General features: G+C 66.0%; 17 protein-coding genes and 1 riboswitch. Of the genes, 12 read left to right on the top strand and 5 right to left on the bottom strand.

Translation table 11 applies throughout. The annotated features are described in order from the left end of the window. Positions 1 to 78: 78 nt before the first annotated feature. The 3 genes from oxlT to BRAD285_RS09980 all read left to right on the top strand — a co-directional run bounded on the left by oxlT (position 79) and on the right by BRAD285_RS09980 (position 3126). A complete protein-coding gene (oxlT, locus tag BRAD285_RS09990) occupies positions 79 to 1395 on the top strand; it encodes an oxalate/formate MFS antiporter (protein ID WP_006610124.1) in 1317 nt (438 codons plus the stop codon). 205 nt (positions 1396 to 1600) lie between these two features. Continuing rightward, entirely contained in the window at positions 1601 to 2020 is a 420-nt protein-coding gene (locus BRAD285_RS09985) for a CBS domain-containing protein (RefSeq protein ID WP_006610125.1), read from the top strand. A 137-nt stretch (positions 2021 to 2157) separates the two neighbouring features. Beyond that, positions 2158 to 3126, top strand: coding sequence for a zinc-binding dehydrogenase (locus tag BRAD285_RS09980; protein ID WP_006610126.1), 969 nt, complete (start codon positions 2158 to 2160; stop codon positions 3124 to 3126). A gap of 74 nt (positions 3127 to 3200) precedes the next feature. On the opposite strand, the gene BRAD285_RS36500 is transcribed toward BRAD285_RS09980, so the two are convergent. Further along, on the bottom strand, positions 3201 to 3329 hold the full coding sequence (locus tag BRAD285_RS36500) for a hypothetical protein (protein ID WP_256387677.1): 129 nt from the start codon (positions 3327 to 3329) through the stop codon (positions 3201 to 3203). Here BRAD285_RS36500 and BRAD285_RS09975 point away from each other — a divergent pair. From BRAD285_RS09975 to BRAD285_RS09960, 4 genes are all read left to right on the top strand, one after another. After that, a complete protein-coding gene (locus BRAD285_RS09975; protein WP_244422083.1) occupies positions 3310 to 4623 on the top strand; it encodes a cation diffusion facilitator family transporter in 1314 nt (437 codons plus the stop codon). The genes BRAD285_RS36500 and BRAD285_RS09975 overlap by 20 nt on opposite strands. A gap of 208 nt (positions 4624 to 4831) precedes the next feature. Beyond that, a complete protein-coding gene (locus BRAD285_RS09970) occupies positions 4832 to 7156 on the top strand; it encodes a PAS domain-containing sensor histidine kinase (RefSeq protein ID WP_006610128.1) in 2325 nt (774 codons plus the stop codon). 317 nt (positions 7157 to 7473) lie between these two features. Then, the gene (locus BRAD285_RS09965; protein WP_006610129.1) at positions 7474 to 8586 is read left to right on the top strand and encodes an IS4 family transposase; all 1113 of its coding nucleotides are present in this window, start codon (positions 7474 to 7476) and stop codon (positions 8584 to 8586) included. A gap of 423 nt (positions 8587 to 9009) precedes the next feature. Continuing rightward, positions 9010 to 9315, top strand: coding sequence for a hypothetical protein (locus BRAD285_RS09960; RefSeq protein WP_006610130.1), 306 nt, complete (start codon positions 9010 to 9012; stop codon positions 9313 to 9315). Positions 9316 to 9327: 12 nt separating this feature from the next. On the opposite strand, the gene BRAD285_RS09955 is transcribed toward BRAD285_RS09960, so the two are convergent. Beyond that, on the bottom strand, positions 9328 to 10563 hold the full coding sequence (locus tag BRAD285_RS09955) for a YeeE/YedE family protein (protein ID WP_006610131.1): 1236 nt from the start codon (positions 10561 to 10563) through the stop codon (positions 9328 to 9330). Positions 10564 to 10900: 337 nt separating this feature from the next. Continuing rightward, positions 10901 to 11794, bottom strand: coding sequence for a LysR family transcriptional regulator (locus BRAD285_RS09950; RefSeq protein WP_006610132.1), 894 nt, complete (start codon positions 11792 to 11794; stop codon positions 10901 to 10903). Positions 11795 to 12068: 274 nt separating this feature from the next. On the opposite strand from BRAD285_RS09950, the gene BRAD285_RS09945 reads away from it, so the two are divergent. The 5 genes from BRAD285_RS09945 to BRAD285_RS09925 are packed head-to-tail and all read left to right on the top strand — an operon-like array spanning position 12069 to position 18084. Then, on the top strand, positions 12069 to 12545 hold the full coding sequence (locus BRAD285_RS09945; protein WP_009027297.1) for a formate dehydrogenase subunit gamma: 477 nt from the start codon (positions 12069 to 12071) through the stop codon (positions 12543 to 12545). After that, positions 12542 to 14098: an NADH-quinone oxidoreductase subunit NuoF gene (locus BRAD285_RS09940; RefSeq protein ID WP_006610134.1), complete on the top strand. Its 1557-nt coding sequence runs from the start codon at positions 12542 to 12544 to the stop codon at positions 14096 to 14098. The genes BRAD285_RS09945 and BRAD285_RS09940 overlap by 4 nt, the downstream gene beginning before the upstream one ends. Before the next feature lie 24 nt (positions 14099 to 14122). Further along, positions 14123 to 17002 carry a formate dehydrogenase subunit alpha gene (fdhF, locus tag BRAD285_RS09935; protein WP_006610135.1) on the top strand — a complete coding sequence of 960 codons (2880 nt, stop codon included), beginning with the start codon at positions 14123 to 14125 and terminating at the stop codon, positions 17000 to 17002. A gap of 13 nt (positions 17003 to 17015) precedes the next feature. Further along, entirely contained in the window at positions 17016 to 17852 is an 837-nt protein-coding gene (gene fdhD / locus BRAD285_RS09930; RefSeq protein ID WP_035644962.1) for a formate dehydrogenase accessory sulfurtransferase FdhD, read from the top strand. After that, the gene (locus tag BRAD285_RS09925) at positions 17842 to 18084 is read left to right on the top strand and encodes a formate dehydrogenase subunit delta (RefSeq protein WP_006610137.1); all 243 of its coding nucleotides are present in this window, start codon (positions 17842 to 17844) and stop codon (positions 18082 to 18084) included. The genes fdhD and BRAD285_RS09925 overlap by 11 nt, the downstream gene beginning before the upstream one ends. Positions 18085 to 18428: 344 nt before the next feature. Here BRAD285_RS09925 and BRAD285_RS09920 read toward each other — a convergent pair whose 3' ends face one another. Beyond that, positions 18429 to 19658, bottom strand: a complete 1230-nt coding sequence (locus BRAD285_RS09920) for a cyclic nucleotide-gated ion channel (RefSeq protein ID WP_006610138.1) — start codon at positions 19656 to 19658, stop codon at positions 18429 to 18431. Positions 19659 to 19660: 2 nt separating this feature from the next. Then, positions 19661 to 22342: an alanine--tRNA ligase gene (gene alaS / locus BRAD285_RS09915; protein WP_006610139.1), complete on the bottom strand. Its 2682-nt coding sequence runs from the start codon at positions 22340 to 22342 to the stop codon at positions 19661 to 19663. A gap of 181 nt (positions 22343 to 22523) precedes the next feature. Next, a riboswitch (glycine riboswitch) is annotated at positions 22524 to 22634 on the top strand. The last annotated feature ends 137 nt before the right edge of the window (positions 22635 to 22771 follow it).

The raw sequence follows: 22771 nt of genomic DNA, 5'->3' as shown, positions 1-22771 counted from the left end.
CAGGATAGCCTGATGCGCAGATGAGGAGCGCGCTGGTCGCAGCCGCAACCTCCAAGAGAGCGCGCTTTGGGAGGATTCATGGTTTCCAGCACAGAGGCGTCACCGCCCACCCCGCCGCAGTCGAGCGGCTTCCGGTGGGTCCAGCTTGCGATGGGCATCGTCTGCATGGCGATGATCGCCAACCTGCAATATGGCTGGACGCTGTTCGTCGATCCGATCGACGCGAAGTATCACTGGGGCCGCACGGCCATCCAGCTGGCCTTCACCATCTTCGTCGTGACCGAGACCTGGCTGGTGCCGGTCGAAGCCTGGTTCGTCGACAAATATGGTCCGCGCGTCGTGATCATGTTCGGCGGCGTCATGATCGCGCTGGCGTGGGTGCTGAACTCCTATGCCGACTCGCTCACGCTGCTCTATGCTGGCGCGGTCATCGGCGGCATCGGCGCCGGCGCCGTCTACGGCACCTGCGTCGGCAATGCGCTGAAATGGTTTCCCGACCGCCGCGGCCTCGCCGCCGGCGCCACCGCCGCGGGCTTCGGCGCCGGTGCGGCGCTGACCGTCGTGCCGATCGCCAGCATGATCGCCTCGAGCGGCTATCAGAGCGCCTTCTTCACCTTCGGCATCGGCCAGGGCCTGATCGTGTTCGTGCTCGCCATCTTCCTGCGGCCCCCGACCCACGCGGCGCCGGCGCGCAAGAAGCAGCTCAATCTGCCGCAGAGCAAGATCGACTACACGCCGCCGCAGGTGCTGCGCACGCCGATCTTCTGGATCATGTATCTGGTGTTCGTCATGGTGGCCTCCGGCGGCCTGATGACCGCGGCCCAGATCGCGCCGATCGCCCACGACTTCAAGATCGCCAACGAGCCGGTGTCGCTCGCCGGCTTCCAGATGGCGGCGCTGACCTTCGCGATCTCGCTCGACCGCATCTTCGACGGCTTCGGCCGACCGATCTTCGGCTGGATCTCGGATACGATCGGCCGCGAGCACACCATGTTCATCGCCTTCGGCACGGCGGCGGTGATGCTGCTGACGCTGTCGAATTACGGGCAGAACCCGATCGTGTTCGTGCTGGCCACCGCCGTCTATTTCGGCGTGTTCGGCGAGATCTACAGCCTGTTCCCGGCAACCTCCGGCGACACCTTCGGCAGCAAATACGCCGCCACCAACAACGGCATGCTCTACACCGCGAAGGGCACCGCCTCGCTGCTGGTCCCGCTCGCGAGCCTGGTGTCGGCCAAGTATGGCTGGCAGGCCGTGTTCGTGATCGGCGTCGGCTTGAATGCGACGGCCGCCCTGATGGCGCTGTTCGTGATCAAGCCGCTGCGCCGCGCCTTCATCCTCGGCAAGGAGGCGCCGGTCGCCAAGCCGGCGACGCAGGACGTCCGGACGGCGTGACCCCTCCGCTTTCTTCCCGCGACTTCACGAGGCGCACCCGGTGCGCCTCTTTTTTTTGCGCTCCGGAACGTTCGGGCCACGGGGGCAGCGTCACTGACGTGTTTTTTCAGTGACCGGACCGACAAAAACCGGTCCGACCGCATTGACATCTGGCATAACGTATACCAGACTTCGACCATCAACGATTAACCAACGGGAGGGTGCCATGAAGGTCGGAGACATCCTGCGCAACAAGACGGCGCGCGTGATCACGGTGCGAATGAACGAGACCGTCGGCGTCGCGGCGCAGCTGATGCGCGCCAGCAATGTCAGCGCCCTCGTCGTCAAGGACGTCGTCCGCACCGAGGGCAACACCGCCGCGGGCATGTTTACCGAGCGTGACGTGGTGCGCGCGATCGCCGAGCACGGCGCCGCCGGTGTCACCATGAAGGTCTCGCAGCTGATCTCGCCGCAGCGGCTGATCTCCTGCAGCACCGAGGACTCGCTCGAGCACGTCCGCCATCTGATGAACGTGCATCACATCCGCCATCTGCCCGTCATCGTCGACTTCGCGCTGGCCGGCGTCATCAGCATGCGCGATGTCTCCTCGGCGTTCGACGAGGCGGAAGCGTCCGCCGCCGCCTGAGCGGGAGACATGGCGACGGCACCGTTCCGTCGCCGCGGCAGACTTGTCGGAGCAGCGTGCCGCCTGCTAGGCGGTGCGCAACACAGAGCCGCAACGTTCGGGTTGCGGCTCGTTGCACTCCGACAGGATTCCCTGCGATGAAAGCCTATGTCTATGGCGCCCAGGGCGCCGCGATCACCGACATCGCCAAGCCAACGCCGAAGGGCACGCAGGTTCTGATCCGCGTGCGCGCCTGCGGCCTCAATCGCGCCGACCTCGGCATGACCAAGGGCCATGTGCATGGCGCGGCCGGCGGCGTCGGCACCGTGCTCGGCATGGAATGGGCCGGCGAAGTGGCCGAGCTCGGACCTGATGCGAAGGGCGTAAAGATCGGTGACCGGGTGATGGGCTCGGGCGCCGCCGCGTTCGCCGAATACACCCTCGCCGATCATGGCCGGCTGTTCCACACGCCGTCGAACATGAATTTCGACGAGGCCGCGACGCTGCCGATCGCGCTGACCACGATGCACAATGCCGTCGTCACCAACGGCGCGCTGCAGCCGGGACAGGCTGTGCTGGTGCAGGGCGCGAGCTCCGGCGTCGGCCTGATGGCGATGCAGATCGCCAAGCTCAAGGGCGCGTCGCTGGTGATCGGCTCCTCGACCGATGCCATGCGCCGTGGACGACTCAAGGAGTTCGGTGCCGATCTCACGATCGATTCCAGCGATCCCGCCTGGATCGATCAGGTGCTCAAGGCCACGAACGGTGCGGGCGTCGACCTGATCATCGATCAGGTCTCGGGCCAGGTCGCCAACCAGAATCTCGCCGCAACCAAGGTGCTCGGCCGCATCATCAATGTCGGCCGGCTCGGCGGCACGCATGCTGATTTCAATTTCGACCTCCACGCGGCGCGGCGCATCAGCTATGTCGGCGTCACCTTCCGCACCCGCTCGATCGAGGAGATCCGCGCGATCTTCGACGAAGTGAAGGCGGATATCTGGAGCTCCGTGGAAACACGGACGCTGCGCCTGCCGATCGACCGCGTCTTCGCCTTCGATGACATCGGCGCGGCGTTCGCGCATATGGAAGCGAACAAACATCTCGGCAAGATCGTGGTGACCTTGTGAGCGCGAGCTCCTGACATTTAGACGCAATCGAAACAGTGCGCGGCTCATGCACATATGCCGCGCGATCCCGGCTTTCACGGCAAGGCATCGGCTGCTACATCCGCGGCCATGAGCGATGCCGACTCCCCCATCCACTCCGGGAAAACCCGCGTCGCCGCGATCTCGATCGCGGCGAGCGCCAGCATGGCCGCAGCGAAGTTCATCGTCGGCATCCTGATCGGCAGCCTCGCGCTGATCTCCGAGGCGCTGCATAGCGGCGTCGACGTCGTCGCCACGGTCATCACCTGGATGGTCGTTCGGGTATCGGACCGGCCCGCCGATGACGAGCATCATTACGGCCACGGCAAGCTCGAGAGCCTGTCGGCGCTCGGCGTCATCGCCCTGCTCTATGTGCTGGCCGGCGGCGTGCTGGTCGAATCCGTGAGCCGGCTGCGCGAGGCGGCGCCGCCGCCGTCACTGTCGGCGATCCCCTTCGTGGTGCTGCTGCTCGACATCGCCGTCAATTTCTGGCGCGCCCGCGCGCTGCACCGCGCCGCGCATGAGACCCACAGCCAGGCGCTCGCGGCCGACGCGCTGCATTTCGCCTCCGACGTGCTCGGCTCGATCGCGGTCATCGCCGGCCTCGTCCTCACCGCGCTCGGCTTCTGGTGGGGCGATTCCGCCGCAGCCGTCGCGGTGGCCGTCATGATCTCCGTGCTCGGTCTCAGGCTGGCGCGTTCGACCGTCGAGACCCTGCTCGACCGCGCGCCCGACGGCGCCGCCGAGAAGGCCGATGCAGCAATCCGTTCAGTCCCCGGCGTCGTCGACGTCGAGCGTCTCCGCGTGCGGCTCGTCGGCGCCACCCATTTCGTCGACGCCACCGTGCAGGTGCCGCGCACCTATCCCATCGACCGCGTCCACGAGATCAAGCGCGACGCGCAGGCGGCCGTCGATGCCAGCCTGTCCGGCGCCGACGTCACCTTCACGACGGTCCCGGTGGCGCTCAGCAATGAGAGCGTGCGCGAGCGCATCATGGTCATCGCGCGCAACTCCGGGCTCGCGATCCACCACGTCACTGTTCACGATGTCGGCGGCCGGCTGATCGTCGCGATCGACCTCGAGGTCGATGGCGACATGAGCCTGGTCGCGGCGCATGCGATCGCCCATGAGCTGGAGCGCTCGATCCGCGACGAGTTCGGCGCCGACGTCGAGGTCGACACCCATATCGAGCCGCTCGAGCCCGAGCTGCCGTTCGGCATCGACGCGCCCGTCGAGCGCGTCGCTATCATCGCCGACGCCCTGCAGCGCTTCGCCGCCGAGACCGACATGTACGACGTGCACAATGTCCGGGTCCGCAACACCGAGGCCGGCGAGATCGTCAACTTCCATTGCCGCGCGGCGCCGTCGATGAGCGTGCTCAAGGTGCACGACAATGTCGATCACATCGAGCGCGGCCTGCGGCGCGCCTTCCCGACCGTGAAGCGCGTCATCAGCCATGCCGAGCCGCCGCACGGCTGAGGCCCTGGAGTCACGCGGTGTTCTTGCTTCGGACTCATCTCGCCGATTTTTTGTCACCGCAACTCCGCATTGGATAAGATTTATTAGCTTTTGCCAAATCGTTGACTCTCGACAGCCCGACAAATCTGGATTCAAATCAACTTGATTCGGAAGCGGCTGGGGCTCTTTCGAAATTCGGGTAATCCAGGAAGTTTCGGGGGTCTACAGCATGGCGCGTGCGCATGCCGCGAACGCGTGCGTCCAATCTTCTGATTCAATCAAAGGGTTGGCGCAATCGATCGCGAAACCGGCCTATCAAAGGCTGCTGACTGCTGAGCCGGTATTGCGTCGTGCTGTCCCCACTTTGATCATCGCCTTTCTCGTCACCATTTGCCTCGGCGCCTTCGTCCAGGTGCTCGACCACAGCCGGCAGAAGCGCGGCGCGACCAAGCGCGACCTCGCCGCAATCTCGGACCTGCTCGCCGACCGCATCGGTCATCTGGCGATGCGGCCCGACCGCGTCGCCAATATCGAGCATCTGCAGATGCTGCTCCCTGACCTGATCCCGGCCTGGGGCGTCGCGCCCGGCCGCCATGTCATCGTGACCGGCGCCGACCATCGCATCCTCGCCCGGGTCCCGGTGGATGCCGGCCTCGGCGAGAACGATCGCATCCTCGACCTAATCTCGACCGCGCAGCTCCTGGCCACGCCGGGACTGCAGGGCGCCGTCACCGAGATCACCTTGCCGAACGGCCGTCCGGCCTTCGCCGTCTCGCAGCTGATCAAGAGCCTGCCGGGCCGCGTCGTCATCATCCAGGAGAAGATCGAGCCGATCTGGGGCTCGGACGCGGCGCTGTCGATCACGCTGTCGGCGACGACAGGCTTCGTCGTCCTGATCCTCGGCTTCGCCTTCCACTGGCAGTCGACCCGCGCCCGCGAAGGCGACCTGATCAACGACGCCGTGCGCGGCCGCATCGACACCGCCTTGAATCGCGGCCGCTGCGGCCTGTGGGACTGGGACCTGTCGCGCGGCCGGATCTTCTGGTCGAACTCGATGTTCGCAATGCTCGGCCTCGACAACCGCACCGACCTGCTCACCTTCGGCGAGGTCAATGCGCTGGTGAACTCGGACGACATCGACCTGTTCGCGATCGCCGACCAGCTCGTCGCCGGCGAGCTCCGCCACATCGACCAGAGCTTCCGCATGCGCCACACCGAGGGTCATTGGATCTGGCTGCGCGTGCGCTGCGAGCTTTCGCAGGGCACCACGGATTCGGGCCTGCACCTGATCGGCATCGCCGTGGATGTCACCGAGCAGAAGAGCCTCGTCGAGAAGACCGTCGAGGCGGACCTGCGGCTGCGCGACGCGATCGAAACGATCTCGGAGGCCTTCGTTCTCTGGGATTCCAACAACCGTCTCGTGCTGTGCAACTCGCACTTCCAGAAGCTGCACAAGCTGCCGGATTCCGCCGTCACCCCGGGCACCTCGTATGAGACCGTGATCGAGGTCGGCAAGATGCCGGAGATCCGCACAAGGCTGCATGACAACAGCCAGCAGGCGAAGGGCGGCCGCACCTTCGAGGCGCAGCTCGACGACGGCAGCTGGCTGCACATCTCCGAGCGCCGCACCAAGGATGGCGGTTACGTCTCGGTCGGCACCGACATCACCCGCATCAAGGAGCACGAGCAGAAGCTCGTCGACAACGATCTGCGCCTGCGCGCCACCGTCATCGACCTGCAGCGCTCGCAGACCGCGCTGGAGCGCCAGGCGATCGAGCTCGCCGACCTCGCCGAGAAGTACTCGCAGGAAAAGACCCGGGCCGAGGAAGCGAACCAGACCAAGTCGAAATTCCTCGCCAATATGAGCCATGAGCTGCGCACGCCGCTCAACGCCATCATCGGTTTCTCGGAGATCATGGGCTCGGGCATGTTCGGCTCGCTCGGCTCGGAGAAGTACCAGGAATACTGCCACGACATCCTGACCTCTGGTCAGTATCTGCTCGAGGTGATCAACGACATTCTCGACATGTCGAAGATCGAGGCCGGCCGCATGAAGCTCGACATGGAGCCGCTCGACCTCGCCAAGACGCTGGCGGAATCCTTGCGCGTCGTCTCCGGCCGTGCGCAGGACAAGAGCCTGGTGCTCGACGCCGACATCGAGGGCAGCATCCCCGTCATCGCCGACCGCCGCGCCACCAAGCAGATCATGGTGAACCTGCTGTCCAACGCGGTGAAGTTCACCCCCGAAGGCGGCCGCGTCACGATGCGCAGCCGGGTGTTCGAGGACAAGGTCGTGCTGATCATCGCCGACACCGGCATCGGCATCCCCGCGCAGTCGCTGGCGCGGCTCGGCCGCCCGTTCGAGCAGGTCGAGAGCCAGATGACCAAGACCTATCATGGCTCCGGCCTCGGCCTTGCGATCGCCCGCTCGCTGGCCCAGCTCCACGGCGGCTCGATGCGCCTGCGCTCCCGCCTCGAATGCGGCACCGTCGTCCGCGTCACCCTGCCCCGCGACGCGTACAAGGCCACGGCGAGCATTTCCGTCGCGGCGTGAGTGGAGCGCGCTGAGCCACCACGAAGCGCACGACCGTAGGGTGGGCAAAGGCGCGCCCACGTCTCGTGTCGAGCCGAGCTCTCGCCCGCGCCGTGCCCACCAATGTCGTCGATGCAGACGTTGGGCACGTGCCGCCCTACGGGCGGCCCTTTGCCCACCCTCCCCAGCTGAAATTCGCAGATTTCGCGGTGTCCATGATTGCGCCCTCGCCCCAGAGGGCATGTAGGATGGCGCAGCAAGCTCGGTTGGGTGAGGGGTATCTATCATCGGCGCTAACTTACCATTTTGCTGCCCGAAATGGATGATTCCTCGGTCGAGTGACTGACGAATCGCTTTCTAACGCCGAATGGCTGCGCACCATCGCTCGGTTGGGTGGCGCTGAGCTGCTTGAGCATGAGGCTCGGGAATTTGGGGCTTTCAAACGAGCCCGCAAGATCGAATGCGCCGTGGATCAGCTGCGGCTGGTGCTGGCGTATTGTTGGGGGACGCGTGGGCTGCGATTGACGGCCGCATGGGCTGAGGCGATGGGACTTGCCTCATTGTCGAATGTCGCGCTGCTCAAGCGACTTCGCAACTCGGCAGATTGGCTCGAACAACTGGTCTGCCGGCTGCTCGCTAGGAGCGCAGGTGAGACCTGTCTGGCGGCAGCGAAAGGCCGACCGGTCCGTCTTGTGGATGCCACGGCGGTGGCAAAGGCCGGCTGCAATGATCGAGAATCCGGCGGCGTATGGCGGATACATTCTGCGTTCGATCTGGCGAGCGAGCGATTTACCGCCTTCGAGCTGACGGATGAGCACGAGGGCGAGGTCATCGATCGTGCCGATGTCGTGCCGGGCGAGATACGTGTCGGCGATCGCGCCTATCTGCAGCCCAATCGGATCGCCAAGGTGCTTGCTGAAGGCGCCGATATCGTCGTGCGCGCCAAATGGAATGGCGCACATTGGCTCGACGCTGACGCGAACCGACTCGATGTCATTGCCCTGCTTAAAAAATCACGCGGCAAGGGGCTGGTTGATCGGCCGATCTGGATCAAGGCTTCTGCAAAAGAGCCCATCGCATTGCGCCTGGTGGCGATCCGTAAGCCGAAGCAGGCGCGCGATGCCACGATCGACAAGATCACACGCCGGGCTCGCGACATGGGCCGCAAGCTGCAGCCCGAGACGTTGGTCGCAGCCGAATGGGTCATCATCATCACCTCGCTCGATCGCGATGAATATCCACTTCCAGCAATCAGCAGCCTCTATCGATTGCGGTGGCGTATCGAGATCGCCTTCAAACATCTCAAGAGCAGTATCGGCCTCGCGCGACCACCGGGCCAGGATCCCAGGAGTGCGAGAGCACACATCCTCTGTCATCTTCTGCTGGCACTGCTGACCGAGCCGCTCATTGCGGAACATCTCGGTGACTCTCCCCGCTGGGAGGCCGCGTGAAGAACGGCCTCTGGCGCCTGTCACGCTTGATCGTCGAGGCCCTCATCGACGCCGTCATCCCCAAGCCCGACGTGCAAACATTGCGCGCCGCCGCGCGAAACATTCAACGCCATCTCCGAGAGCCGCCGAGGAAACGAGAATACCAAGCGATAATTTGGTAAGTTAGCGCCAATGGGGGTATCTATCCACGAGTGTCGCGCGCGGAGAGATACCCCTCACCCAACCGCGCGCGTAGACAGGCCGTCGATGCCCTCTCCCGCAAGGGGCGAGGGCACTGTATTGGCCAGCACCTTTGCGGCCAACATGACAAAAGCCGTTGCACCTCGCACCTTACAACGGCCGCATCGAGAACAGCAATTTTCACCAAGCGCGAGTTGCAGACGCCGTGCGATGAGCATTGCCATCATCGCTGAGGACAATCGAATGCTGAAGCGTATCTGGCGCGGCTGGACCACTCCCGCGAATGCCGATGCCTATGAGGAGTTGCTGCGGTCGACGATCTTTCCGGGGATCAAGGATCGGGCAATCCCTGGGTTTGTCGCAATCGAGCTACTGCGTCGCCCGCTCGACACCGAGGTCGAGTTCGTGACGATGATGACGTTCACCGATGACAACGCAGTCATCAACTTCGCCGGGCCGTCGAAGGAAGCCGTCGTGCCGCCAGCGGCGCGTAAGCTGCTCAGCCGCTATGAAACACACGCCGCGCAATACGAGCTGCGCATCGGTTGATGCAAGGCCGCTTCAGGCAGGCTTCGGCACCGGCCCACGCTCCACCGTCAGTCCGAACAGCGGACGCAACCGCGTGCCGATCATGTTGCCGATGAAGGCCGCCACGAACCAGCACCAGCCGTGCAGGCTGCCCGAGGCGATGCCGCTGAAGTAAGCGCCGATGTTGCAGCCATAGGCGAGCCGCGCGCCGTAGCCGAGCAACAGTCCGCCGACGATGGCGGCGAGCAGCGACGGCAGCGGCAGGCGCCAGGTCGGATGGAATTTGCCGGCGAGACCTGCGGCAAGCAGCGCGCCGAGCATGATCCCGAAATCCATCACCGAGGTAATGTCGGAAAAGATGCTCTGCTGCAGCGAGGCGGCGCGTGCGCCCTGCCAATAGCCCCAGGACGCGACGTCGACGCCGAGCGCCATCGCGATCTTCGATCCCCACAGCGCGAAGGCGGAGGTGATGCCCCAGGGCCGGCCCGCCAGAACCAACGTGGCGAAATTGCCGAGCGCGAGCGCGACGGCGCCCCACAGCAGCGGCCAAGGACCCTGCAGGAAGCGTCTGGCGCCGGTGAGCTCGGTGCGCGCGCCCGGCTCGATTTCGCCGTGTGTCTGGGTTTCGACCTGCAGCGTGAACACGTAGATGCCGGCCATGACGACGAGGCAGGCGATCAGCGCCGGCATCCAGCCGAGCTTGTCGATCAGCGACACCGCGCCGATGTTCGGCTGCGCGCTCCACCACGGCAGATGCCGCGCGCCGATCGTCGATCCGACGATGAAGGCGGCGAGCGTCACCAGCATCCGCGTGTTGCCGCCGCCGGCGGTGTACAGCGTGCCCGACGCGCAGCCGCCGCCCATCTGCATGCCCAGGCCGAACAGGAAGGCGCCGGTGAGCATGCCGACGCCAACCGCGCCGTACTCGCCGTGCACCGGCTGGCCGAACAGCGTGCCATGGGCGAGCGCCGGAAAGAACAGCGCGACGGCGACCGCGAGCATCACCATCTGGGCCCGCAGGCCGGCACCGCGACGCGCGACGATGAAGACGCGCCAAGCCGAGGTGAAGCCGAATAGCGCGTGATACAGCGACAGGCCAAGCCCGCCTCCGACCAGAAACAACGCACCCTGCCGCCAGGTGATCGCAGCAGTGAGCGCTAGCGCACCGAGAAGCAAGGCTGCCGCCGCGACGGCGACGACCGGCGTGTTCGAGCGGTTGCGGTTGTTGTCCGGCGCGAGCAGCCGCGCGTCGATGGAGAGGTCGGTCATGGCGGTTCCGGAAGCGGTGGCCTGTCCTGGGCTAACAGCCGCTGCTCCGGGCTGTTCCAGCCGGGCGGATCAGAGCGCGCCGGTGTACGTGCCCGAACCGAGGCATCTGGTCGCGCTGCAAGATCCTGGATTGCTTCGCTGCGCTCGCAATGACGCTTGCGGAGAACCGTGTGCCACCATCGACGCTGGTGCGCATCCAAGCACGACCAGAAATGGTGAGGCGTCATTGCGAGCGCAGCGAAGCATCCAGGGACCGCTTGCACAGCTTCTGGCTGGCGCCCGTTTATGGTTGGTGACCGTGAGCCTGCCTTTGAAACTTGCCGGCGCGCGTCGCGCCTCATGCCTGCAAGGTCGGCGCCACCTCGCGCGCGATCTGGACCAGCGAGGCGATCAGTGGGGTCATCGGGTCGCGTTGCGGAATGACCAGGCCGATCTGGTAGTTGATCACGGGATCGATGATCGGGATCGAGCGCACCTTGTCGGCGAGGCCGAGCGTCTCGGCGAGCTTGGCCGGCATCACGCTGGCCCACCGGCCGGTCTTCACATGGGTGTAGAGCACCAGCAGCGAGTTCGAGGTCAGCGTCGGCGTCACTTCGTTGCCGGCGGCCTTCAGTGCGCGGTCGATGATGCGGCGGTTCTGCATGTCGGGTGTCAGCAGGCACAGCGGCACCTGCCCGACTTCCTGCCAGGTCACCTGCTCGCGATCGCCGAACATCGCGTCGGGCGCGGTCAGCAGGCGGTAGCTCTCGTTGTAGAGCGGGATGGTCCGGACGCGGCCGATCGGCTCGTTCTCGATGTAGGTGAGCCCCGCATCGACCTCGAGGTTTTCGAGCAGACCCAGCACGTCGGCGGACGTGCAGGACATGATGCGGAACCGAACCTCGGGATGCTTGGCGCGGAACGGCGTCGTCAGCGAGGCCACCATGCCGAGCACGGTGGGCACCGCCGCGATGCGGATTTCGCCGGAGAGCTTGTCCTTGAGGCCGTTGATCTCCTGGCGCATCGCGCGGAAGTCGCCGACGATGCGGCGCGCCCAGTCCAGCGTGCGCTCGCCCTCCGGGGTAAACCCCTGGAACCGCGATCCCCGCTGCACCAGCATGACGCCGAGGATCTCCTCGAGCTGCTTGATGCTGGTCGACATCGTCGGCTGGGTGACCCCGCAGGTCTCCGCGGCGCGGCCGAAATGGCGCTCCTTGGCGAGTGCCAGCAGCAGTTCGAGCTTGTCGATCAAGAGGTCGGCCTTCCACGGGTTGAATGGCCCGGTTCCGCACGTTTTGAGCGCCTCCGGACAGGGTGAAACCCTATCACGGCGAGGGGGTCACGGACACGGTAAAACGCGGCCGCAAGCCGGTCGCGCGAAGGCCTGTTTTTCGTCAACTTCTAGCTATCTCACGATTGCGTTTCGCTATCGCAGCACGGGACTGCTTTATTGATATCTTGAGCAATTCCAACTTGGATATGAGAAACGCTTGCAACGCAGAATCGGGATCAGGATGACGCCCAAAATGACGCCGGTGTACGAAAGTTGGGACGCGGCGCGCGGCGCCGAGATCATCGCGGAACATAGCAAAATGGAGGGAGCAACCTTGCCCATCCTCCATGCGTTGCAAGAGGCATTCGGCTACGTGCCGGAGGATGCCATTCCGATGATCGCATCCACCCTCAATTTGTCACGCGCCGAGGTTTACGGCGTGTTCACATTCTACCATGATTTCCGGGCCAAGAAGGCCGGTCGTCACGTGCTGAAGTTGTGCCGCGCCGAGGCCTGCCAGGCCGCCGGCGGCGATGCGCTCGCCGCGCGCGCCGAGGCCAAGCTCGGGATCGCCATGGGAAACACCACGGCGGATGAGCGCGTCACGCTCGAGCCGATCTACTGCCTCGGCCTGTGCGCGACCGCGCCCTCGGCGATGATCGACGGCCGGCTGGTCGGCCGGCTGGATGAGGCCCGGATCGATGCTCTCGTCTCGGAGGCCCAGCGATGAGCGTGCGTCTTTTTGTCCCGTGTGATGCCGGCGCGCTCGCCGTCGGCGCCGATGAGGTTGCGCAGGCGCTGCACAAGGCGGCGATCGAGCGGAAGGTCGATATTGAAATCGTCCGCAATGGCTCGCGTGGGTTGTATTGGCTCGAGCCGCTGGTCGAGCTCGAGACGGCGCAGGGCCGCTTCGGCTTCGGTCCCGTCACGGCCGACGACGTGCCGTCGCTGCTCGACGCCATCATCGCCGACAAGTCGCATAAGCTCTCGCTCGGCCTGACCGAGGAAATCCCGTGGCTGAAGCGGCAGACCCGCCTCACCTTCGCCCGCTGCGGCATCATCGATCCCTTGTCGCTCGAAGACTACCGCGCCCATGGCGGCTACAAGGGCCTCACGCGTGCGCTGACCCTGTCGCCGGATGCCGTCATCGCCGAAGTCACCACCTCGGGCCTGCGCGGCCGCGGCGGCGCGGGCTTCCCGACCGGCATCAAGTGGAAGACGGTGTCGCAGACCGCAGCCGATCGCAAATACGTCATCTGCAACGCCGACGAGGGCGACAGCGGCACCTTCGCCGACCGCATGCTGATGGAAGGCGATCCCTTCGTGCTGATCGAAGGCATGACCATCTGCGGCATCGCGGTGGGCGCCACCAAGGGCTACATCTACACGCGCTCGGAATATCCGCACGCGATCGCGACCATGGCCAAGGCGATCGACATCGCCAAGAAGGCTGGCCTGCTCGGCGACAAGATTGCCGGCTCCAACTACACGTTCGATTTGGAGGTCCGCACGGGCGCCGGCGCCTATGTCTGCGGCGAAGAGACCGCGCTGATGGAGAGCCTCGAAGGCAAGCGCGGCATCGTCCGCGCCAAGCCGCCGCTGCCCGCGCATCACGGCCTGTTCGGCAAGCCGACCGTCGTCAACAACCTGCTGTCGTTCGCAGCCATCCCCTTCATCCTCGATGAGGGTGCCAAGGCCTATGCCGACTTCGGCATGGGCCGCTCGCGCGGCACGATGCCGATCCAGATCGCCGGCAACGTCAAGTTCGGCGGCCTGTTCGAGACCGCGTTCGGCATCACGCTCGGTGAGCTCGTGGACGAGATCGGCGGCGGCACCTTCACCGGCCGTCCCGTGCGCGCGGTGCAGGTCGGCGGCCCGCTCGGGGCCTACTTCCCCCGCGCTTTGTTCGACACGCCGTTCGACTACGAGGCGTTCGCCGCCAAGGAAGGCCTGATCGGCCATGGCGGCATCGTCGTGTTCGACGACACCGTCGACATGTCGAAGCAGGCGCGCTTCGCGATGGAGTTCTGCGCCATCGAATCCTGCGGCAAGTGCACGCCCTGCCGCATCGGCTCGACGCGCGGCGCCGAGACCATCGACAAGATCCGCCGCGGCGAGCGCGTACCTGAGAACATCGCTCTCGTCGAGGACCTCTGCGGCACTATGAAGCTCGGATCGCTCTGTGCACTCGGCGGCTTCACGCCCTACCCTGTGCTCTCGGCGCTGAAACATTTCCGCGAGGATTTCGGTCCTCAGCAACCGCGCCTGCAGGCTGCGGAATAGACATTCGGGAATAAGGACACGGCCATGTCGCTCATCCACGAAACCGATTACGGCACCCCGCTCTCCAAGTCCGAGAAGATGGTGACGCTCACCATCGACGGTCAGAGCATCACCGTTCCCGAGGGCACCTCGATCATGCGCGCGGCCATGGAGGCCGGCACGCAGATCCCGAAGCTGTGCGCGACCGACATGGTCGACGCGTTCGGCTCCTGCCGGCTCTGTCTCGTCGAGGTCGAGGGCCGCGCCGGCACGCCGGCCTCGTGCACCACGCCGGTCGCCGCGGGCCTCGTCGTCCACACCCAGACCGAGCGGCTGAAGAAGCTGCGCAAGGGCGTGATGGAGCTCTACATCTCCGACCATCCGCTCGACTGCCTGACCTGCGCCGCCAATGGCGATTGCGAGCTGCAGGACATGGCCGGCGCGGTCGGCCTGCGCGACGTGCGCTACGGCAACCAGGGTGAGAACCACGTGTTCGCCGACGCCTGCGGCGAGGCCAATCCGGCCTGGCTGCCGAAGGACGAGTCGAACCCCTATTTCACCTACGATCCCTCCAAGTGCATCGTGTGCTCACGCTGCGTCCGCGCCTGCGAGGAAGTGCAAGGCACGTTCGCGCTGACCATCTCCGGCCGCGGCTTCGACAGCCGGGTGTCGCCGGGCATGAGCGAGAGCTTTTTAGGGTCGGAGTGCGTGTCCTGCGGCGCCTGCGTGCAGGCCTGCCCGACCGCGACCCTGACCGAGAAGAGCGTGATCGAGATCGGCCAGCCCGAGCATTCGGCGGTCACCACCTGCGCCTATTGCGGCGTCGGCTGCGCCTTCAAGGCGGAGATGCGCGGCGAGGAAGTCGTGCGCATGGTGCCGTACAAGGACGGCAAGGCCAATCGCGGCCACTCCTGCGTCAAGGGCCGCTTCGCCTATGGCTATGCAACCCACAAGGAGCGCATCCTCAAGCCGATGATCCGCGAGACCATCGACCAGCCCTGGCGCGAGGTCTCCTATGACGAGGCCTTCAAGTTTGCCGCCGACAAAATGCGCGGCATCCAGGCCAAGTACGGCCGCGACGCGATCGGCGGCATTACCTCGTCCCGCTGCACCAACGAAGAGACCTATCTGGTGCAGAAGCTGATCCGCGCCGGCTTCGGCAACAACAACGTCGACACCTGCGCCCGCGTCTGCCACTCGCCGACCGGCTACGGCCTCGCCACCACCTTCGGCACCTCGGCCGGCACGCAGGACTTCGACTCGGTCGAGGATTCCGACGTGATCATGGTGATCGGCGCCAACCCGACCGACGCGCATCCGGTGTTCGGCTCGCGCATGAAGAAGCGGCTGCGCCAGGGCGCCAAGCTGATCGTCGTCGATCCGCGCAAGATCGACCTCGTCAAGTCGGCGCACATCAAGGCGGACTATCATCTGCCGCTGCTGCCGGGCACCAACGTCGCCATCCTGACCGCGCTGGCGCATGTCATCGTCACCGAGGGCCTCGTCAACGAGACCTTCGTGCGCGAGCGCTGCGACTGGAGCGAGTTCCAGGATTGGGCGGAGTTTGTCGCCCTGGAGAAGAACAGCCCCGAGGCGATCGCCAGCATTTCCGGCGTCGATCCGGAATCGATCCGCGGCGCGGCCCGGCTCTACGCCAAGGGCGGCAACGGCGCGATCTACTACGGCCTGGGTGTCACCGAGCACAGCCAGGGCTCGACCACGGTGATCGCGATCGCCAACCTCGCGATGGCCACGGGCAATATCGGCCGCCGCGGCGTCGGCGTGAACCCGCTGCGCGGCCAGAACAACGTGCAGGGCTCCTGCGACATGGGCTCGTTCCCGCACGAGCTGCCGGGCTACCGGCACATCTCGGGCGATGCGGTGCGCGATCAGTTCGAGGCGATGTGGAACGTCAAGCTCAACCCTGAGCCGGGCCTGCGCATCCCCAACATGTTCGACTCCGCGATCGAAGGCACCTTCATGGGCCTCTACGTGCAGGGCGAGGACATCCTGCAGTCGGATCCGAACACCACGCATGTGGTGCAGGCGCTGTCGTCGATGGAATGCGTCATCGTGCAGGACCTGTTCCTGAACGAGACCGCCAACTACGCCCACGTCTTCCTGCCCGGCTCGACCTTCCTGGAGAAGGACGGCACCTTCACCAACGCCGAGCGCCGCATCCAGCGCGTGCGCAAGGTGATGAGCCCGCGCAACGGCCTGGCCGACTGGGAGGTCACGATCGGGCTCGCCAAGGCGATGGGCTTCGAGATGACGTACAATCATCCCTCGGAGATCATGGACGAGATCGCCGCGTTGACGCCGACCTTTACCGGCGTCTCCTACCAGAAGCTCGAGGAGATGGGTTCGGTGCAGTGGCCCTGCAACGAGAAGTTCCCCGAGGGCTCGCCGATCATGCATGTCGACGGCTTCGTCCGCGGCAAGGGCAAGTTCGTGGTCACCGAATATGTCGCGACCGATGAGCGTACCGGTCCCCGCTTCCCACTGCTGCTCACGACGGGGCGCATCCTGTCGCAGTACAATGTCGGCGCCCAGACGCGGCGCACCGACAACGTGGTGTGGCATGGCGAGGACGTGCTGGAGATCCATCCGCACGATGCCGAGCAGCGCGGCATCCGCGACGGTGACTGGGTGCGGCTGACCAGCCGCGCCGGCGAGACCACCCTGCATGCGCTGATCTCGGAGCGCGTGGCGCCGGGCGTGGTCTACACCACGTTCCACCACCCGCTGACGCAGGCCAACGTCATCACCACCGACTACTCCGACTGGGCGACCAACTGCCCCGAGTACAAGGTCACGGCCGTGCAGGTGTCGCAGTCCAACGGACCGTCGGACTGGCAGAAGGCCTATGACGAGCAGGCCCGCAACTCGCGCCGCATCGCTCCGATCGTGGAGGCGGCGGAGTAGCATGCCAGATGCAGTGCGCATCGCGGATCGTCTGGTCTGGCGCGACGGAGCCCTCACCGAGGGCCACCGCCGCGTGCCGGAGGAGACCGCGGTCGCGCTGACCTACAATGGCGGCACCCAGGCCGTCATGATGGCGACGCCACAGGATCTCCGCGACTTCGCCGTCGGCTTCAGCCTAAACGAAGGCCTGATCACTGGCCGAGACGACATCGTCTCGCTCGACGTCGTCGAGCTGGACGACGGCATCGAGCTGCGAATGTGGCTGCCCGACGCGCTCGCCGAACGCCTCGCCGAGCGCCGCCGCAACATCGCCGGCCCCACCGGCTGCGGCCTGTGCGGCATCGACTCCCTTTCCGAAGCCGTGCGGCCCGCGGCGCATGTGCCCGCAGGCCGACGCTTTGCACCGCGCGACATCATGGCGGCCCTGGCCGCGATCGAGCCACTGCAGAAGCTCAACCACGAGACCCGCGCAGTCCACGCCGCGGCGTTCTGGACGCCAGCCCGCGGCATCATCGCCCTGCGCGAGGATGTCGGCCGCCACAACGCGCTCGACAAGCTCGCCGGCCACCTCGCGCAGACGCACAGCCTCGCGAGCGAAGGCTTGGTCCTCATGACCAGCCGCGTTTCCGTCGAGCTCGTGCAGAAGGCCGCAGCGATGGGCGCCCCGGTGCTGGTCGCCGTGTCAGCGCCGACCGCGCTCGCCATCCGCATGGCCGAGGCGGCCGGCATCACCTTGATCGCCGTGGCCCGCAACGACGGCTTCGAAATCTTCACCCACCCCGACCGCATCGTCGCGAGCGCCGAGACCGGCGCCCGATCAACACACACGGACACGCCCCATGTCGCATAACCCCATCGAACGCCTCGTCTACATGGCCAACCAGATCGGCAAGTTCTTCCAGAGCCAGGGCCAGGAGAAAGAGGTCGCCGGCGTCGCCGAGCACATCAAGAAGTTCTGGGACCCGCGCATGCTCAAGACGATCTACGCCCACCACGACGCCGGCGGCGCGGGCCTTGATCCGGCCGTGAAGGACGCGATCGGCAAGCTGAAGGACGCGGCCGTGGCGAAGGAGAAGGCGTAAGGCGCTCCCTCCCCGTCAATCGAACAGCTGGATCTGATCCGGCGCGCGTGATGCAACACGTTTCTGTGTAGTCATAGATCTGTGCGAGCTGATCGCGCGCACGAATGGTCAGGCGGTAGTTCGCCACGGCGAGCCCCGGCGCGCTGTCGCCGCAGCGATGATCACCTCTCCCGAAGGGAGAGGTCGGATTGCATCGGAGATGCAATCCGGGTGAGGGGTTCAGGTGTGAATCACGCTACGAGTCCCCGAGCGGCGCCCCCTCACCCGGCGCTGCGCGCCGACCTCTCCCCGGTGGGGAGAGGTGAAGGGTGACCGCCATCAGCGCGGGCAATGCGATTAGTCTGCTACCCTTCCGGCTCGTCCTCATGCTCAGCCTGCGAGAGCTCCGCGATCGCGAGGTCGCCGGAGTCGGCCATGCGAGCCTTGGCGATGGTGCGGACATGCGCGGCAAGAGCCGGCATGCGGGCTATCAGTGCGTGGAAGTCCTGGGCGTCCAAGACCAGCAGCCTTGTCTTCCGGGTCGCGGTCACGGTGCCGGAGCGCTTAGTCCGATGGAGCAACGCGATCTCGCCGAAGAAGGTGCCGTCGGCGAGCTTGACGCATTGCGTCGGCAGCTCGATCTCGACCTCGCCGGCGGTGATGAAATACATCGACGACGCCGCATCGCCGCGCCGCACCAGCACCTCGCCGGATTCGATCGTGCGCGCGCGCAACAGCCGCATGATGTCCGCGATCTCCGAGGCGTTGAGATGCGAGAACAGCGGCACCTTGGCGAGCATGCCCCAGGTGACGACGAAGTCGCGCCGCTTGATCTCCTCGGCGAACGCCGTGGAGATAATGGCCACCGGCAGCGCGATCATGGCAAAACCCCAGATGATCGCGACCACGGTGATGATGCGGCCGAGCGGCGTCACCGGCACGACGTCGCCATAGCCGACGGTGCCGAGCGTGACGATCGCCCACCACATCGCATGCGGGATGGTGCCGAACTTGTCGGGCTGCACGTCGCGCTCGACGGCATAGAGCAGCGAGGCAAACAGCAGCACCGCGCCGGCGAGGATGACGAGGCAGCCGACCAGGGTGCGGCGCTCGGCCTGCACCGCTGACAACAGCGAGCGCAGCGCCGGCGAATAGCGCACCAGCTTGAGGAACGGCAGCACGATGGACACCGCTTCCAGGCTGCGGTCGCCGAGCACGAGCGCAATCGTGGCCGGCACGAAGGACAGGAGATCGATGATCCCGAGCGCGGAGAAGGCGTAGGCCACCCGGTCCTGCCACGCCGACTGCCGCCGCGGCATATGACCCGCGATGCTCCAGAGCCGCGCGGCATATTCGGCGGCGAACACGATCAGCGCGGTGATCTTGATCAGCCGCAGCGGCCAGCCGAAGCTGGCCGCGATGTCAGGATCTGACGCCAGCACCACAGCCAGCACGTCGAGCGTGATGACCAGCACGATCAGCTGGATCAGGCGCGAGCCGTGCGTGCTCGGCAGATGGTCGTGCTCGAGCAGCTCGTAGAGCCGGTCCCGCAGGTCGGGATGTCGAACGCTCTCGCCCGGCCCGAGCGGCGGCACGATCAGCCAGCCTTGCTGATCGCGCTCTCGATCGCGGCCAGCGCAGCCTCCGCCTTGGCTCCATCGGGGCCGCCAGCCTGGGCCATGTCGGGACGGCCACCGCCGCCCTTGCCGCCCAGCGCCTCGGACGCCGCGCGCACCAGCTCGACCGCGTTGAAGCGCGCCGTGAGATCGGCGGTCACGCCGACCACGACGCCGGCCTTGCCGTCCTCGGAAGTCGCCACCAGCGCGACGACGCCCGAGCCGAGCTGCTTCTTGGCCTCGTCGGCGAGCGACTTGAGATCCTTCATCTCAATGCCGGAGACAGCGCGCGCCATCAGCTTGACGCCGCCGACGTCGCGGACGCCGGCAGTAGCGCCGTTGCCGGTCTCCTGGCCGCCACCGCCCATCGCGAGCTTCTTGCGCGCGTCCGACAGCTCGCGCTCGAGCTTCTTGCGCTCCTCCATCAGCGCGGTGATGCGCGCCGGCACCTCGTCGACGGTGGTGCGCAGCTCAGCCGCGGCCGCCTTGGCGAGCGAAAGATTGTGATTGGCATGGGCACGGGCGCCGCGCGCCGTCAGCGCCTCGATGCGGCGGACGCCCGAGGCCACCGCGCTCTCTGAGGTCACCGCGATCAGGCCGATATCGCCGGTGCGCTTCACATGCGTGCCGCCGCACAGCTCGACCGACCAGCCCATCGCATTATTGCCGTGGTCGCGCGCGGCGTTGCCCATCGAGACGACGCGGACCTCGTCGCCATATTTCTCGCCGAACAGCGCGCGGGCGCCGGCCTCGCGGGCATCGTCGAGCCCCATCAGCCGGGTCGTGACCTCGGCATTCTCCAGCACGACGTCGTTGGCGATGTCCTCGACGCGGGCGAGCTCCTCGGCCGTGATCGGCTTGGGATGCACGAAGTCGAAGCGCAGCCGGTCGGGCGAGACCAGCGAGCCGCGCTGGGCGATGTGGTCGCCGAGCACCTGGCGCAGCGCCTCGTGCAGGATGTGGGTCGCCGAATGGTTGGCGCGGATTGCCGAGCGTCTGGTGTGATCGACGTCGAGCTGCAGCGCGGTGCCGAGCTTCAGCGTGCCCTGCTCCACGGTGCCGATATGCGCGAACAGATCGCCGGCCTTCTTCTGGGTGTCGGTGATGCGCACGCGGACGCCCTCGCCGGTCAGCACGCCGGTGTCGCCGACCTGGCCGCCGGACTCGCCGTAGAACGGCGTCTGGTTCAACACGATCGCGCCGCTCTCGCCGGCCTTGAGGCTGTCGACCTCGGCGCCGTCCTTGACCAATGCGGTGACCGCGCCCTCTGCGGTCTCGGTCTCGTAGCCGAGGAACTCGGTGGCGCCGAGCTTCTCGCGCAGCGGGAACCAGACGGTCTCGGTGGCCGCCTCACCCGAGCCGGCCCAGGCCGCGCGCGCCTTCGCCTTCTGCCGCTCCATGGCATCGGTGAAGGAGGCCTGGTCGACGCTGATGCCGCGCGACTTCAGCGCGTCCTGGGTGAGGTCGAGCGGGAAGCCATAGGTGTCGTACAGGGTGAAGGCGACGTCGCCATCGAACATGTCGCCCTTGGAGAGCGAGGCCGACTTCTCGTCGAGGATGGCGAGGCCGCGCTCCAGCGTCTTGCGGAAGCGGGTCTCTTCCAGCCGCAGGGTTTCCTTGATCAGCCCCTCGGCGCGGATCAGCTCCGGATAGGCCTGGCCCATCTCGCGGGTGAGCGCGCCGACCAGCTTGTGCATCAGCGGCTCGCGCGCGCCGAGCAGCTGGGCGTGGCGCATCGCGCGGCGCATGATCCGGCGCAGCACGTAGCCGCGGCCTTCGTTGGACGGCAGCACGCCGTCGGAGATCAGGAACGACGAGGCGCGGAGGTGGTCGGCGATGACGCGCAGGCTCGCCTTCTGCGGGCCCTGCGGGTCGGCATTGGTGAGGTCGGCAATGGCCCGGATCAGCGCGACGAACAGGTCGATGTCGTAATTGTCGTGCTTGCCCTGCAGCACCGCGGCGACGCGCTCGAGGCCCGCGCCGGTGTCGATCGAGGGCTTCGGAAGGGGATTGCGGACCCCGCCCTCGAGCTGCTCGTACTGCATGAACACGAGGTTCCAGATCTCGATGAAGCGGTCGCCATCCGCCTCCGGCGAGCCCGGAGGGCCGCCCCAGATCTTGTCGCCATGGTCGTAGAAGATCTCCGAGCACGGGCCGCACGGGCCGGTGTCGCCCATCTGCCAGAAATTGTCCGAGCCGGCGATGCGGATGATGCGCGACTCAGGGAGACCCGCGATCTTCTTCCAGAGTCCGAACGCCTCGTCGTCGTCGATATAGACGGTCGCGGTCAGCTTGTCCTTCGGGAGGCCGAACTCCTTGGTGACCAGCTTCCAGGCGAGCTCGATCGCGTTCTCCTTGAAGTAGTCGCCGAAGGAGAAGTTGCCGAGCATCTCGAAGAAGGTGTGATGCCGGGCGGTGTAGCCGACATTGTCGAGATCGTTGTGCTTGCCCCCCGCACGCACGCATTTCTGCGACGTTGTGGCGCGGTTGTAGGGCCGCTTCTCGACGCCAGTGAAGACGTTCTTGAACTGCACCATGCCGGCGTTCGTGAACATCAAGGTCGGGTCGTTGCGCGGCACGAGCGGCGAGGACGGCACGATCTCGTGGCCGTTCGCAGCGAAGAAATTGAGGAAAGTCGACCTGATCTCGTTGACGCCGCTCATAGCAATCCAATCGAAGAAGTCCGGGAATTCGGCGGCATTGCTTTTAGACAAGGGACTATCGCGTGTCCAGAAACTGTGCAGAAACATCATGGGGTTGCTGCACGGCTCCTAAAGCTGGTTGAAAGCCATGGTGACGCGTTGACAGCTCGGGTGAGCTGGTGTTTTCTCGCGCCACTCAACGACAGTCGCGTCGGGAGAGACCGTCTCTTGAGGTTCAGCTTGAACTTCAGGGGCCGGCGCCGAAGGAGCAACCGCCCCGGAAACTCTCAGGCAAAAGGACCCTCGCGACTTCAACTGCATCTGGAAAGAGACGCTGGCCGGGCCTGATCCCAGGAGGCGTCCGCCGACGGGATAATACTCTCAGGCACAGCGACAGATGGGGCTTCGGTAGCGTTTTTCGGGACTGGTCCCGAGGAACCGCGCGAGGAC

Source organism: Bradyrhizobium sp. ORS 285, assembly GCF_900176205.1.
Classification (GTDB): Bacteria; Pseudomonadota; Alphaproteobacteria; order Rhizobiales; family Xanthobacteraceae; genus Bradyrhizobium.
The sequence above is the reverse complement of the archived record's forward strand: the minus strand, read 5'-3'. Positions and strand labels throughout refer to the sequence as shown.